Annotated in this window: 11 protein-coding genes; 4 read left to right on the forward strand and 7 right to left on the reverse strand. The window is 70.2% G+C overall.

What is annotated here, in order from left to right; genetic code table 11:
- Positions 1-8: 8 nt before the first annotated feature.
- Positions 9-1,433, reverse strand: a complete 1,425-nt coding sequence (locus AC07XP_RS03550) for a GTPase/DUF3482 domain-containing protein (RefSeq protein WP_495263817.1) — start codon at positions 1,431-1,433, stop codon at positions 9-11.
- Positions 1,430-2,818 carry a DUF2868 domain-containing protein gene (locus tag AC07XP_RS03555; protein WP_495263818.1) on the reverse strand — a complete coding sequence of 463 codons (1,389 nt, stop codon included), beginning with the start codon at positions 2,816-2,818 and terminating at the stop codon, positions 1,430-1,432. Before AC07XP_RS03555 ends, AC07XP_RS03550 begins: the two co-directional genes overlap by 4 nt.
- 450 nt (positions 2,819-3,268) lie before the next feature.
- Here AC07XP_RS03555 and tssE point away from each other — a divergent pair, with 450 nt between their 5' ends.
- Positions 3,269-3,859: a type VI secretion system baseplate subunit TssE gene (gene tssE, locus AC07XP_RS03560; RefSeq protein WP_083258999.1), complete on the forward strand. Its 591-nt coding sequence runs from the start codon at positions 3,269-3,271 to the stop codon at positions 3,857-3,859.
- Between the two features lie 58 nt (positions 3,860-3,917).
- Complete coding sequence (gene tssF, locus AC07XP_RS03565) at positions 3,918-5,798, forward strand: type VI secretion system baseplate subunit TssF (RefSeq protein WP_095744941.1); 1,881 nt, start codon at positions 3,918-3,920, stop codon at positions 5,796-5,798.
- Here tssF and AC07XP_RS03570 read toward each other — a convergent pair.
- Complete coding sequence (locus tag AC07XP_RS03570) at positions 5,795-6,388, reverse strand: TetR/AcrR family transcriptional regulator (protein WP_139706177.1); 594 nt, start codon at positions 6,386-6,388, stop codon at positions 5,795-5,797. The two genes, tssF and AC07XP_RS03570, sit on opposite strands and share 4 nt — an antisense overlap.
- Positions 6,389-6,473: 85 nt before the next feature.
- Here AC07XP_RS03570 and AC07XP_RS03575 point away from each other — a divergent pair, with 85 nt between their 5' ends.
- Entirely contained in the window at positions 6,474-6,902 is a 429-nt protein-coding gene (locus tag AC07XP_RS03575; RefSeq protein ID WP_495263819.1) for a VOC family protein, read from the forward strand.
- 7 nt (positions 6,903-6,909) lie between these two features.
- Here the strand turns inward: AC07XP_RS03575 and AC07XP_RS03580 are convergent, their stop codons facing one another.
- On the reverse strand, positions 6,910-8,766 hold the full coding sequence (locus AC07XP_RS03580; protein ID WP_495263820.1) for an ABC transporter ATP-binding protein: 1,857 nt from the start codon (positions 8,764-8,766) through the stop codon (positions 6,910-6,912).
- Positions 8,767-8,860: 94 nt separating this feature from the next.
- Complete coding sequence (locus AC07XP_RS03585; protein ID WP_495263821.1) at positions 8,861-9,796, reverse strand: LysR family transcriptional regulator; 936 nt, start codon at positions 9,794-9,796, stop codon at positions 8,861-8,863.
- A gap of 100 nt (positions 9,797-9,896) precedes the next feature.
- Between AC07XP_RS03585 and AC07XP_RS03590 the strand changes: the two genes are divergently transcribed.
- On the forward strand, positions 9,897-10,724 hold the full coding sequence (locus tag AC07XP_RS03590; protein ID WP_495263822.1) for a DODA-type extradiol aromatic ring-opening family dioxygenase: 828 nt from the start codon (positions 9,897-9,899) through the stop codon (positions 10,722-10,724).
- A gap of 3 nt (positions 10,725-10,727) precedes the next feature.
- On the opposite strand, the gene AC07XP_RS03595 is transcribed toward AC07XP_RS03590, so the two are convergent.
- Together AC07XP_RS03595 and AC07XP_RS03600 are read right to left on the reverse strand one after the other, a co-directional pair.
- The gene (locus tag AC07XP_RS03595) at positions 10,728-12,524 is read right to left on the reverse strand and encodes an acyclic terpene utilization AtuA family protein (RefSeq protein ID WP_495263823.1); all 1,797 of its coding nucleotides are present in this window, start codon (positions 12,522-12,524) and stop codon (positions 10,728-10,730) included.
- A gap of 4 nt (positions 12,525-12,528) precedes the next feature.
- Entirely contained in the window at positions 12,529-13,518 is a 990-nt protein-coding gene (locus tag AC07XP_RS03600; RefSeq protein ID WP_495263824.1) for a Bug family tripartite tricarboxylate transporter substrate binding protein, read from the reverse strand.
- Positions 13,519-13,602 lie beyond the last annotated feature (84 nt).

Raw genomic sequence — 13,602 nt, forward strand, 5'->3', positions numbered from 1 at the left:
GCCCGGCGTCAGGCGTCGAAGGCTCGTCGCAACTCGAGCGACAGCGTGCCGGCCAGCGCCTCGCGCTGCGGCGCGGGGCGCCAGAAGCTGCGCGTGAGGGCGCCGGTCGATTCCCACTCGGGATGGCTGCGCGCCGGTTGCACGGCGCGCACGGCGCCCGCGGCGGCGCGCATCAGCGTGTCGTCCTCGTCCGCCGACGGGGCCTCGGCCCGGATGCGTTCCACGGCCGCATGGCCGCGCCGTTCCAGCGCCTGCGCCAGCTGCAGCTGCCACGCCGCGAGCGTGAACAGCACGCTGTCTTCCACCGTGAGTTCGTGCATGTCGCGCAGCTTGTTGGCCAGCTTGCGCCCGAGCGGACCCCAGCCCTGCGACACCGCGCCGCCGATGGCGCCGCCCAGCGCCGCGCCCGCGCCCAGCGACAACCCGGCCACCGCGAGGTCGGCCACCACGCCCACGGCGGCGCCGATGACCGCGCCCTTGCCCAGGCGCAGGCCGGCGTCCTTCATCGCCTCGGGGTTGAAGAAGTCGAGCGTCCAGCGGCCTTCGATGATCGGCAGCGGCGCTTCGTCGGCGTCGCCCTGGCGAAAGCCGTAGAGCGCGAGCAGGTCGTCGGTGCAGCGTTGGGCCTTGTCGAACACGTCCTTCTGCACGCCGGCGACCAGCGCCTGGCGGCGCGTGGCGTCGGCGAACTCGGCGGCCGGCACGGTGCGGCGGATGGCCGCGGCATCGACCAGCAGGTCCGCGATGCGCGTGCAGGCCGACTGGCGGCGCGCGTCGGCCTCGGCGTCGAGCGCGTCGATCACGCCGCGCAGCGCGTCGCGGCGGTCGCGCAGCAGGGTGGCCAGGTCGTTGTAGAGGTCGTGCTCGGCGCCCACGAACGGCGCCGCCGCATCGAAGCGCACCTGCACGTGCAGGCCGTAGGCCGAGAGCAGTTCTTTCCAGGCCGGCTCGCGGCTGGCGGCGTCGCGCACGAAGTTGAGCACCGGCAGCACCGGGCGTGCGCAGGAGTTCAGGAGCTCGATCTCGTCGCGGAACTTGGGCAACACCGGCTCGCGCACGTCGATCACGAGAAAGGCGGCGTCGATGTCGAGCATCGCGCGCAGCACCTTGGCCTCCTGCTCGAACACGCCGTGCGCCTCGGGGCCCTGCAGAAAGCGGCGGATGCGCTCGGGCGGCGTGGCTTGCGCGGTGGCGTCGAGGCCGGCCAGGTGCTCGCGCAGTGCGACCGCATCTTCGAGGCCCGGCGTGTCGAGGAAGCGCACGGCCGGCTGGCCGTTCACCTCAAGGTCGACCGATTCCACATGGCGCGTGGTGCCCGGGCGCTGCGACACCTCGCCGAAATTCACGCGCCGCGTGAGCGTGCGCAGCAGCGAGGTCTTGCCCGCGTTGGTGTGGCCGACGACGGCAATGCGGATCGGAGTCGGGGTGGTCATGCGGTGGCGGTGCCTTCCGTGAAGACGGCATCGAGCCGGTCGCTCGCAACCACGTGGGCCAGTCCGGCGTCGCGCAGCCAGTCGCGCCAGCGCTGCGTGGCGGCGGCGTTGGGCGCGTCGGCCAGCCAGAGGCGGCATTCGCCGCAATGCGCCAGCACCTCGCGCAGGAAGCGCTCGGTGCCGCGGTCGGGGCTCGAGGCCGCATGGCAGACCAGCAGCACGGTGCGCGGGTGGAGCTGCGCGAGCTGGTCGAGCAGCGCACGTCGCGCCGGGGCGCTGCCGTCGATGCGGACCGCGGATGCCGGCAAGCCGGCGGGCGGCCAGGGCAGGTCGGGCGGCAGTTCGAAGCCGACGACGAACAGGCCGTCGTGCTGCTCGGAGGCCGGCAGGCCCGTGGGTGCGGCGGGGTGCGCGCGGCCCGGGTCGGCATCGACGATGGCGGGTGGCGCCAGCGCGGCGAAGCGGGCCAGCAGCTTGCGGTAGTAGGGCGCCTGCCAGTCGGGCTGCAAGGCGGGGCGACGCTGGCGGCAGACGGCGGCGCTCAGCAGCACCAGCACCAGGCGCGGCAGCAGGCCGTACACCGCGATGCAACCGGTGAGCCACAGCGCCCAGGTGCGCTGGGCCGCAGCGACAGGCACCGCCGATTGCACGGTGGCCGCATCGGGCACGGGAAAGCCGAGCTGCGCCGGCAGCCAACCCAGCGCTTGCACCACGCGCACGAAGAAGGCCGGCTCGAGGATGGTGGTTTCCCAGCTCAGCGTGTAGCTGCGAAAGGCGAGGGCGAACAGCATCGCGGCCAGCACCACGGCGAACGACAGCGCCCAGATGCCGTGGCTCACGAGCCCGAAGGCCCAGGGCAGCAGGCGCGCACGTGTTAGCAGCCCCGTGGCCGCGCGCACCAGCTGCGGCGCCTGGCCGCGCTGGCCGCCCGCCACGCGCGCCGTGAGCGACAGCCACAGCCAGCCCAGCGAGGCCGTGCCGAAGGTGCCCGACGGCAGCCACAGGCCGGCCAGCCACAAGAGCAGCGTGAGCGCATGCAGGCCCAGCAAGCTGACGAGCGCGACGATCACGTTGATGTGGCGGTCGTTGCCGCCGACCACCTGGCCGGCGAGGCCCAGCCCCGCGATCACGACCAGCGCCACCAGCGCCAGCAGCACCCACGGCGCCCATTGCCGGCCGCGCGAGAGTTCGGCCTGCAGGCCCATGCGCTCGCCGAGCTGGCGGGCGCGTTCAACGATGCGGGTGGGGCCGTCGGCTGCGCGCGAGGCCGCGGTGCGAAGGGCCGACGAGTCGTCGAGCGGGCCGTTCTGTTCGGTCCATCGGACCGCCTCGGTGATCACCGCATCCGGAAAAGCAGGTGCGCGCAGCGCGGTGGTGGTGATCAACAGGGTCCCTTCTTCTTCGCCAATGACGCCCCGGCGCAGCAAAGCGGCGGCGGGGCGCGCAAATTATGCCCGGCGCATGCAGAAGGCCTGCCCAAGAGAAACGGGGCCGCGAACGGCCCCGTGGCGCTGCGCTTGCGGTTTCAGCGCAGGCCGAAGAACGACAGCACGGCGACGACGACCACGACCAGGCCGACGATGTAGATGATGGAATTCACGCGAAGGCTCCTTGTGGTTGGCGATGACCCAGCATCGGGCGCCCGCCGGCGCGCGGGTGTCGGCGAGGGACGGTGCGTGCTGTAGGACTCGCGAAGCGCGCACACGGCGACAAATGCCCGGGATGGGCGTGGACGTGGGCGTGGGCGTGCGCGCCCGGCCTGCTGTGTGACCATTGTTTGCAATGAGCGGCGGGCATCCACGCAAGACTCTGCCCCTTCCAGAAAAGGCCAGGTCATGCGGCTCACCGAGCAATCCCCGTTCACAGGTTCCCACCCCGCGCACCCCGGCGCCCGCGCGCCCCGCGGGCCCGATGCACCCGCCGCACCGCGCGTCAACGCGCAGCTGCTGCCCACGCTGTTCGACCGTCTGCGCGACGAGGCGCCCGGCCGCAGCGCCGAGCTGCCGTCCGAGTACACGGCCACGCCGGCCCGGATGCGCGAGATCATCCAGCGCGACCTGGCCCTGCTGTTCAACACCACCAATGCCGAAGACCTGATCGACCGCACGCGCCATGCCGACGCGGCGTCTTCCACCGTCAACTACGGCGTGCCGCCGCTGGCCGGCAGCTACCTGTCGGAGCGCAAATGGGCGGACATCGAACGCATCATCCGCCGCGCCATCCGCGACTACGAGCCGCGCCTCATTCCCGACAGCGTGCAGGTCGTGCCGCTCATGAAGGAAGACGGCGCGGCCGAGGCCTACAACGTGCTGCTGTTCGAGATCCGCGCGCTCATCCACCTGAAGCCGTACCCGCTGGCCTTCACGGTGCAAAGCGCGGTCGACCTCGAGACCAACCGCATGCGCATCGTCGGCGCGGCGGATTGAAGCCTGTCTGTCTTTCATTTCTCCTTTACTTCAACCACGCCAGGGAAGGCTCACCGTCATGGATCCGCAACTCCTCGAGTACTACAACCGGGAACTCGTCTACATGCGCGAGGCGGCGAGCGAGTTTGCCGCCTCGCACCCCAAGATCGCGCGCCGCCTGGGTATGCACGGGATCGAGGTGGCCGATCCGTACGTGGAACGGCTCATCGAGTCGTTCAGCTTCATGTCGGCGCGCATGCAGATCAAGCTCGACGCCGAATTTCCGCGCTTCACGCAGCGCCTGCTCGAGGTGCTGTACCCCAACTACCTGAGCCCCACGCCGTCGATGGCCGTGGCGCAGCTGCATCCCAGCGTGAAGGAGGGCGACTTCACGCGCGGCTTCGTGGTGCCGCGCGGCACGGCCTTCCACGCACGCGTGCCCGCAGGCGAGCAGACGCCCTGCGAGTTCCGCTCCAGCCAGGACGTGACGCTGTGGCCCTTCGAGATCGCCGAGGCCCGGCTCACCGGCGCGCCGCCCGACATCCCGGCGCTGGAGCGCTACGTGCCGCCGCACGTGCAGGTGACGGGCGCGCTGCGCCTGCGGCTGCGCATCGTGGGCGAGATGGGCTTTTCGGCACTGTCGGGGCTCGACCGGTTGCCGATCTACCTGCGCGGCAACGAGCAGGTGGCGTCGCACCTGTTCGAGCTGCTGCACACCTCGGCGGTCGCGACCTTCGTCGGCGAGCCCGGCCAGCTGATGGACCGGCCGCACGTCGTGACCGAAGGCGCGCTGGTGCACGAAGGGCTGGGGCCGGGCGAAGGCCTGCTGCCGCTGGCGTGGAACACCTTCCACGGCCACAACCTGCTGCACGAGTACTTCGCGTGCCCCGAGCGCTTCTACTTCTTCACGCTCACGCAGCTCGCGCCGGGGCTGGCGCGCATTCCCGGCAAGGAGGTCGAGATCGTCGTGCTGCTGAGCAAGCCGCCTGGCGCGCTGGGGGCGCTGGTCGATGCGGCGCAGTTCGCGCTGTTCAGCACGCCGGTGGTCAACCTGTTCGAGCGGCGCACCGACCGCATCGAGCTCGACAGCGCGCAGACCGAGTTCCATCTCGTGCCCGACCGTTCGCGGCCGATGGACTTCGAGGTGTATTCGGTGCAGCGCATCGCCGGCCAGCAGGCACGCACCACGGCCGAGATCGACTTCCGCCCGCTCTACCAGACGCTCAACGAAGACGAAGGCAACCACGGCCGCTACTTCTCGGTGCGGCGCGAGCCGCGGCTGGTGTCCGAAACGGCGCGCAAGTACGGCACGCGCACGCCGTACATCGGCACCGAGGTGTTCCTGTCGCTGGTCGACCAGCAGGAGGCGCCGTACCCCGAGAGCCTGCGCTATTTGTCGGTGAAGGCGATGCTCACCAACCGCGACCTGCCGTGCCTGGTGCCGCGCAACGGGCAGGCCGACCTCGCGGTGGCCGATTCGATCCCGGTGTCGGCCGTGGGCCTCATCCGTGCGCCGAGCACCCCCAAGTCGCCGTTCGCGCAGCGCGAGATCGCATGGCGGCTGATCCGCCAGCTGGGTTTCAACCACCTGCCGCTGGCCGACATGCCGCACCGCGAGGGCGCGCAGGCGCTGCGCGACATGCTGCGGTTGTTCGTCACGGCCGACAACGACGTGCTGCGCCGGCAGATCGATTGCCTCGTCGGCTCGCGCATCGAGCCTGTGACGCGTCGCCTGCCGGGCGCGGGGCCGCTGATCTACGGGCGCGGCGTGCAATGCACGCTGAGCGTCGACGAAGAAGGGTTCTCCGGCACGAGCCCGTACCTGCTGGGGCTGGTGCTGGAGCACTACCTCGCGCGGCACGTGAGCATCAACGTGTTCACGCAGACCACGCTCGAATCGATGCAGCGCGGCACCGTCGCCAAGTGGCCCGTGCGCATGGGCGGGCGAGGCGCGGTCTAGTTTCTCCTGGGCGGGAGCGCCTGCTCCAGCAGCCACAGCATGGCGGCCCGCACCTTGGCGGCATCTGCGCCGGCATCGATCTCCAGGGCCGCACGGTCGAAGGCGGCCGACAGCAGGCGGGCGAGGGCGTCGAGCGACACCTCGCCGCGGCCCATGCCGGCGCGCGCCAGCCCCTGGCGCAATGAGTTCGCCGAGGTGGCGTCGTCCATCGACATCATTTCCGCCAGGCCCAGCACGGCGGGCCCGTCGATCAGCAGCAGCCGGGTGCGCCCCGGCACCGTCATCGCCTTCAGGTAGGCCTCGCTGCCCACGAGCAGGGCCTCGCGCGGGCCGAGCTCGTCGGGCGTGGCGGCATCGATGTCGGCCGCGACCGCCTGCGCCTCGAGCAGCAGCACCTGGCGGAACAGGTCGCGCTTGTCGTTGAAGTGGTGATACAGCGCCCCGCGCGTGATGCCGGCGGCCATGGCGATCTCGGGGGTCGAGGTGTCGCCATAGCCCTTGCTGACGAAGAGCGTGCGGGCCGCCTCGGTCAGCGCGAGGCGGGTGGTTTCGGTGCGTTCGCGGTTGGTGCGTGCCGGGGTTTTGGCCATGCCCCTAATTTACATGCAGTCTGTTTGTGGATTAATATTTAACTTACATGCAGTTTGTACGTTTTATCCACGAAGGAGCCTCCCCATGAAAGTGACGAGCTATTACCCGGTGATCATGACCAACGACGTGGCCGGCACCGCGGCCTTCTACCAGGCGCATTTCGGGTTTGTGTCGCTGTTCACGACCGACTGGTACGTGCACCTGCAGCTGGCGGACGATGCCTCGGTGAACCTCGCAGTGCTCGACGGCACGCACAAGACCATTCCCGCCGAAGCGCGCGGGCAAGTGGCGGGCGGGCTGCTGTTGAACTTCGAAGTGGAAGACCCCGACGCGGTGCACGAGCGCCTGAAGGCGGCCGGCCTGCCGATCCTGCTGTCGCTGCGCGACGAGGCTTTCGGCCAGCGCCACTTCATCACGCGCGACCCGAACGGCGTGCTGATCGACATCATCAAGCCGATCCCGCCGTCGGGTGAGTTCGTCGCGCAGTACGAAGCCGGCGCACTGCCGACCTGACGCCCGTTCAGGCGCGCAGGGCTTCGTCTTCTTCCAGTCCGTCGCCCAGGAAGCCGCCGCTCTGGTGCGCCCACAGCCGCGCATACAGGCCGCCCTGGGCCATCAGCGTGCGGTGGTCGCCTTCCTCGACCACGCGGCCTTCGTCGAGCACGATGAGCCGGTCCATCGCGGCGATGGTCGAGAGCCGGTGCGCGATCGCGATCACGGTCTTGCCTTCCATCAACGTGTACAGGCTCTGCTGGATCGCGGCTTCGACCTCGGAGTCGAGCGCGCTCGTGGCTTCGTCGAGCAGCAGGATCGGCGCGTCCTTCAGCATCACGCGCGCGATGGCCACGCGCTGGCGCTGGCCGCCCGACAGCTTCACGCCGCGTTCGCCCACATGCGCCTCGTAGCCGTGCCGTCCGCCCGCGTCGCCCAGCGTCTGGATGAAGTCGTGCGCCTCGGCACGCCTGGCGGCGGCTTCGATCTGCGCCAGCGTGGCGTCGGGCCGGCCATAGGCGATGTTGTCGGCCACCGATCGGTGCATCAGCGAGGTGTCCTGCGTGACCATGCCGATGTGCATGCGCAGCGAATCCTGCGTGACCTTCGAGATGTCCTGCCCGTCGATGAGGATGCGGCCGCTCTCCAGGTCATGGAAGCGCAGCAGCAGGTTCACCAGCGTCGACTTGCCGGCGCCCGAACGGCCGACCAGGCCGATCTTCTCGCCGGGCTTCACGACCAGGTTCAGGTCGTCGATCACGCGGCGGCCCGCATCGCCATAGCGGAAGCTCGCCTGCTCGAAGCGCACCTCGCCGTGCGGTACGTCGAGCACCGTGGCATGGGGTGCGTCGAGCACCGTGCGCGGGCGCGACAGCGTCTTCATGCCGTCCTGCACCGTGCCGATGTTCTCGAACAGGCTGGTCATCTCCCACATGATCCAGTGCGACATGCCCTGCAGCCGCAGCGCCATCGCCGTGGCGGCGGCCACCGCGCCCACACCCACCGTGCCGTGCGACCACAGCCACAGCGCCATGCCGGCCATGCCGGCCGTGAGGCCCATGCTCAGCGTGTGGTTGACGATCTCGAAGGCGCTCACCAGCCGCATCTGGCCGTAGCCCGTCTTCATGAACTCGCGCATCGCATCGCGCGCAAAGCCGGCCTCGCGCTGCGTGTGCGAGAACAGCTTGACGGTCGCGATGTTGGTGTAGGCGTCGGTCACGCGCCCGGTCATGAGCGCGCGCGCGTCGGCCTGCGCCTTGCCTACCTTGCCCAGGCGCGGCACGAAGTACACCAGCGAGGCGATGTACAGCGCCAGCCAGATGACGAAGGGCCACACCAGCTGCGCGTCGAGCACGCCCACCAGGATGATCATGGTGGCCACGTACACGCCCATGGCCACGAGCACGTCGGCCAGCACGAACACGGTCTCGCGCACGGCCAGCGCGGTCTGCATCACCTTGGCCGTGATGCGGCCCGCGAACTCGTCCTGGTAGAAGGCCATGCTCTGGCCCAGCATCAGGCGGTGGAAGTTCCAGCGCAGGCGCATCGGCAGGTTCACTGCCAGCGTCTGGTGCTTCACGATGGTCTGCAGCGCCACCACGCCGATGCTGATCACCAGGAACGCGGCCAGCCACAGCAGCGTGTCGCCGCGCTCGGCCCACAGCCGCGAGGGCACCTGGCCGCCGAGCCAGTCGACGATGCGCCCGAGGATCGCGAACAGCGCGGCCTCGAAGGTCGACATCACCGCCGTGAGCACCGCCATCGCGGCGATCTTGCCGCGCACGCCGTGCGTGCAGGCCCACAGGAAGGCAAAGAAGCCCTGGGGCGGCAGCGTCGGTTCGGCGGCGGGGTACGGGGGAAGGAGTTTTTCGAAAAAGCGGAACAAGGAATCGGTCTCCAGCAGAGCCTTCGAATGTAGCCCTGCATGCATGACCTTGCCCCGAAAAGGTGCGTTCGTGGCCGGTGCCTTCAGCAACCCTTCAGCTGCGTCGTGTCTTGCTGTCGTCGGCGCGTGCTGCCTTTGTTTCCATGCCCCCCAGCCGCGCGCTCAGGAAGTCGATGAAAGTTCGCAGCTTGGGCGACATGTACTGCCGGCTGGTGTACACGGCGAACAGCGTGACCGGCGTGGCCTCGAACGCGGGCAGCAGCCGCACCAGCCGGCCCTGCGCCAGGTCGTCGTCGATGAGCCAGACGGGCAGGTAGGCAATGCCCATGTCGGCGCGCACCGCGTGCAGCGTGAGCGTGGTGTCGTCCGAGCGCATCGTGGGCGTGAGCCGCAGCGGGAACATGCGCCCGCCCGGCCCCTTGAGCGCGAGGTTGTCCAGGTTCACGTAGCTGGGCACGATCGCGCCCAGCTTCGCGAGGTCGGCCGGCACCGCGGGCAGGGCGCCGTGGCGCTTCAGGTAGGCCGGCGTGCCCGCAAGATGAAAGGGCACGCGGCACAGCGGCCGCGCGATGAGCGCGGGCGAGGGCTCCTGCGTGGCGCGCAAGGCCAGGTCGTAGCCGTCGGCCGCGAGATCGACCTTGCGGTTTTCCAGGTGCATGTCGACCAGCACCTCGGGGTACGCCGCGCGGTAGTCGGCCAGCACGCGCGCAAAGCGCGGCGTGGCGCACCACACCGGCGCGCTCACCTTGAGCTGGCCGCGCGGCGCGTCGCTGGTCTGGCCGATGGCGGCCTCGGCCGCGTCGAGCAGGTCGAGTGCGCGGCGGCTCTGCTCGTACCAGGCGGTGCCGGCTTCGGTCAGGCTCAGGTGGCGGCTGGAGCGGTGCAGCAGCCGCGCGCCCAGCGATTTCTCGAGTTGCGCCACGTGCTTGCTGGCCATCGGTGCCGACAGGCCCAGGCGCTCGGCCGCAGCCACGAAACTGCCGGCCTCGACGACCTCGCGGAACACGCGCAGGCTGGTCATGCGGTCCATCGATGATTTCCTGTGAAGAAAGGATTCGATGCATCGTAGCCTGTCGATTTCCTGAAAGGAAATGTCTACAGTCGATCCAACGCCTTCAAGGAGCATCGACTTGACCCACGACACCCCCACGCTTTCCCGCCTGCCCACGTACTTCATCTCGCACGGCGGCGGCCCCTGGCCCTGGATGAAGAAGGAGATGGGCGCCACCTACGACCAGCTCGCCGCCTCGCTGGCCGACATGCCGCGCCAGATCGGCCGCACGCCGGCTGCCGTCCTCATGGTCTCGGCGCACTGGGAGTCGCCCGTGTTCACCGTGCAGGGCAACCCGCGCCCGCCCATGATCTACGACTACGGCGGCTTTCCGGCCCACACCTACGAGGTGCGCTACGCCTCGTCCGGTTCGCCCGAACTCGCGCAGCGCGTGCAGTCGCTGATCGCCGCCGCCGGCCTGCCGGCGCAGATCGACCCCGAGCGCGGCTACGACCACGGCATGTTCTCGCCGATGGCCGCGATGTACCCGAACGCCGAGGTGCCGGTGGTGCAGCTGTCGCTGCGGCGCGGGCTCGACCCGGCCGAGCACCTGGCATTGGGCCGCGCGATCGCGCCGCTGCGCGACGAGAACGTGCTCATCGTCGGTAGCGGCCTGAGCTATCACAACCTGCGCAACTTCGGCCCGCAGGCGCACGGCGTGTCGAAGGCCTTCGGCGACTGGCTCGACGAGACGGCTGTGCAGGCCACGCCGCAGGCGCGCGTGCAACGCCTGCAGGACTGGGCCTCGGCCCCGTCGGCGCGCGTGGCGCACCCGCGCGAGGAGCACCTGATTCCGCTGATGGTCGCGGTGGGTGCGGCCGAGGGCGATGTCGGCGAGCGCGTCTACCACGAGGACGCCTTCATGGGCGGGCTCGTGGTGTCGAGCTACCGGTTCGGCACGGGCTGAGCCTTACCGCGCGGCCACGGGCATGCCCAGCAGCAGCTGCGCCATGCCCTTGCCCATCGGGTCGGGCCGCAGCGAGGTCGGCCCGCCGCCGTCCAGCGCCTGCGTCATCAGGAAGTTGAGCGCATGCAGGCCCGGCACGTCGTAGCGCGTGACTTCGCCGTGCACCAGGTGGCCGAGATAGGCGCGCACGCGTTCCGGCGTCAGCTCGCGGTGCAGCAGCGGGAGGTCTTCGGGGCGGCGCGCAATGATCGCGATGTTCGACGTGTCGCCCTTGTCGCCCGAGCGGCCATAGGCCAGCGTGATCAGCGGGACCGTGGCGCCGCTATCAGCTGACGGCAGCATCGCGGTCGGGCCGGCCTTGATGCCCAGCGTTTCGGGGAGCACGGCGTCCCGGCAGGGAATCTCCACGCGTTCTTCGTGCTCGCCGATCACCACGCGCGGCGCGGGCAGCCGGTCCTTGCGGACCAGGCAGGAGAACAACCGGTAGCGCGGCTCCACGGCGGCGCGGCTGTTCAGCGTCAGCGCGCTGCCGCTGGTGGACCCCGGCGCGAACGACACGCCCGGTGCACGCGCCTCGCGCGAGAAGAGTTCGAGCGCCGCCTTGTCGCGATGCGTCACCGCCACGCGGGCCACGGCTTCGCGCAATCCCGATGCGGTGGCGTGCGGGCCGTAGCTGTCCTCGGCACCGATCACGCCGACCAGCGTCTTGTCGAAATTGCCCAGGCCTTGCGCGCGCAGCATGCCTTGCACGCGGCCCAGCAGTGCGTGGCCCGTGCGCCGCGCCTTGTCCAGCGCATCGGCGCCGAACACCGACACCTGCGCGATGCAGCGGTAGCCTTGCTGGTAAGTGGCCGACAGCTTGTAGGTCGGCGGCGGCGGCAGGCCACGCGCGCCTTCCACGCGCACGCGGTGCGGCCCGACTGCGACGGCCGTGACCTGGGTGAAATCGCAGACCACGTCCGGCAGCACGTAGCGGGCCGGGTCGCCCACTTCGTAGAGGATCTGCTCGCTCACCGTGGCCGGCGTCACGAGGCCGCCGGTGCCCTCGGGCTTGGTGACGACGAAGCCGCCGTCGGCCGTGCATTCCACGTACGGGTAGCCGATGTTTTCCCAGTCGGGCACCCCGGCCCAGTCGGTGAAGATGCCGCCCGTGGCCTGCGCGCCGCACTCCAGGATGTGGCCCGCCAGAGAGCCGGACGCCAGGCGGTCGTGGTCGTTGGCCGACCAGTCGAATTCGTGCATCAGCACGCCCAGTGTGGTGGCGCTGTCGACGATGCGGCCGGTGACCACGATGTCCGCGCCCAGGGCCAGTGCGCGTGCGATGGGCAGGGCGCCCAGGTACACGTTGGCGCTGTCGATGCCGGCGGGCATCGGCGTGCCCGAATAGAAATCGCGCGTGTCCTCGGCTTCGAGCGCGGGCAGCAGCGACAGGCAGTCGTCGCCCTCGACGAACGCCACCTTCAGAGGGCAGCCCAGCGTGCGCGCGAGCGCCTCGATGCGCGCCGCGCAGCCGCGCGGGTTCAGCCCGCCCGCATTGGCGACCAGCCGGATGCCGCGGCGCGCGCACGCCGGCAGGATCTCGCGCAAGGTGACGTCGATGAAGTCCGTCGCGTAGCCTTGCGCGGGGTCGGCCTTGCGCGCCTGGGCGAAGCTCGACAGCGTCATCTCCGCGAGGTAGTCGAACACGAGGTACTGCATGCCCGGCACGTCGACGAGCTGGCGCGGGCCGAGGATGCTGTCGCCGATGAAGGCGCAGGCGCCGCCGATCTTCACGGTCTTGTGCTTGTTGTTCGGGTCCATGGCGTCAGTCCAGCGAGAGGTTCAGCTGGCGGATCACGTCGCCGTTGACCTGCGTTTCGCGCGCGATGAACGCCGCCAACTCGGCGGGCGTGCCGCCGACCGCCTCGGTGCTGATGGCGGCGAGCTTGGTGCGCAGCTCGGCGCCCTTGAGCACGGCGGCGAGTTCGCTCGAGAGCCTGTCGACGATCGCCGCGGGCGTCTGCGCCGGGGCCATCACGCCGGCCCACGCGTAGGCCGTGAGTTCGGGGTGGCCGAGTTCCTTGAGGCTGGGCACCAGCGGCAGCAGCGGCGAGCGCTCCTGCCCCGTGACCGCCAGCGCCGTGAGCTTGCCCTGGCAGATGTGCGGCCCCATGGCCGAGATGGCGTCGAACATGAAGCCGACGCGGTGGCTGACAAGGTCGGTGGTCGCGTCAGCGGTGCCCTTGTACGGCACGTGCATCGTGCCCTTCATGCCGGTGGTGCGCGCAAAGCGCTCGCCGAGCAGGTGCGCCGCCGAGCCCACGCCGCTGCTGGCAAAGCTCAACGGCGTGCTGCCGTCGCGGCCGGCGCGCACCAGGTCGTCCACGCCGCGCACGCCGGGGCTGGCCGTGACCAGCACGAGCGAGGTGCGCGTGAGCTGCGAGACCGGCGCCAGGTCGGCGGCGCGGTAGGGGAGGCGGCGGTAGAGCGATTCGTTGTTGGCGTAGGCGCCGATCACGACCAGCAGCGTGTAGCCGTCGGGCGCGGCCTTGGCCACGAGGTCGGTGCCCAGGATGCTGTTGGCGCCGGGCTTGTTGTCGATCACCACGGGCTGGCCGAGCCGCACCGACAGGTCGCGCATCACGTCGCGCGCAATGATGTCGGTGTTGCCGCCGGCGGGGTAGGGCACGACCACGCGGATGGGGCGATTCGGGTAGGTGCCCTGTGCGGTCGCGAGCATGCCGGTCAGCGCGAGGGCCACGGCCGTGAGGAGGCGCGCCGCTGCATGCGCGCGGCGGGTCTTTTTCTTCTGCATGTTCGTTGTCTCCAAGGGTGTCCGTGCGTCTCGCCGATGGCGTCGATCCTTGCCGGATGCGGTTCATTATGGAAATCGCATCGA

The sequence above is a fragment of the Variovorax sp. GW531-E2 genome, assembly GCF_059423125.1.

Coding starts and splice junctions, on each gene's coding strand:
- tssF (WP_095744941.1), top strand. CDS start 3,918: ATGGATCCGCAACTCCTCGAGTACTACAACCGGGAACTCGTCTACATG.
- AC07XP_RS03550 (WP_495263817.1), bottom strand. CDS start 1,433: ATGACCACCCCGACTCCGATCCGCATTGCCGTCGTCGGCCACACCAAC.
- AC07XP_RS03600 (WP_495263824.1), bottom strand. CDS start 13,518: ATGCAGAAGAAAAAGACCCGCCGCGCGCATGCAGCGGCGCGCCTCCTC.
- AC07XP_RS03570 (WP_139706177.1), bottom strand. CDS start 6,388: ATGGCCAAAACCCCGGCACGCACCAACCGCGAACGCACCGAAACCACC.
- tssE (WP_083258999.1), top strand. CDS start 3,269: ATGCGGCTCACCGAGCAATCCCCGTTCACAGGTTCCCACCCCGCGCAC.
- AC07XP_RS03595 (WP_495263823.1), bottom strand. CDS start 12,524: ATGGACCCGAACAACAAGCACAAGACCGTGAAGATCGGCGGCGCCTGC.
- AC07XP_RS03575 (WP_495263819.1), top strand. CDS start 6,474: ATGAAAGTGACGAGCTATTACCCGGTGATCATGACCAACGACGTGGCC.
- AC07XP_RS03585 (WP_495263821.1), bottom strand. CDS start 9,796: ATGGACCGCATGACCAGCCTGCGCGTGTTCCGCGAGGTCGTCGAGGCC.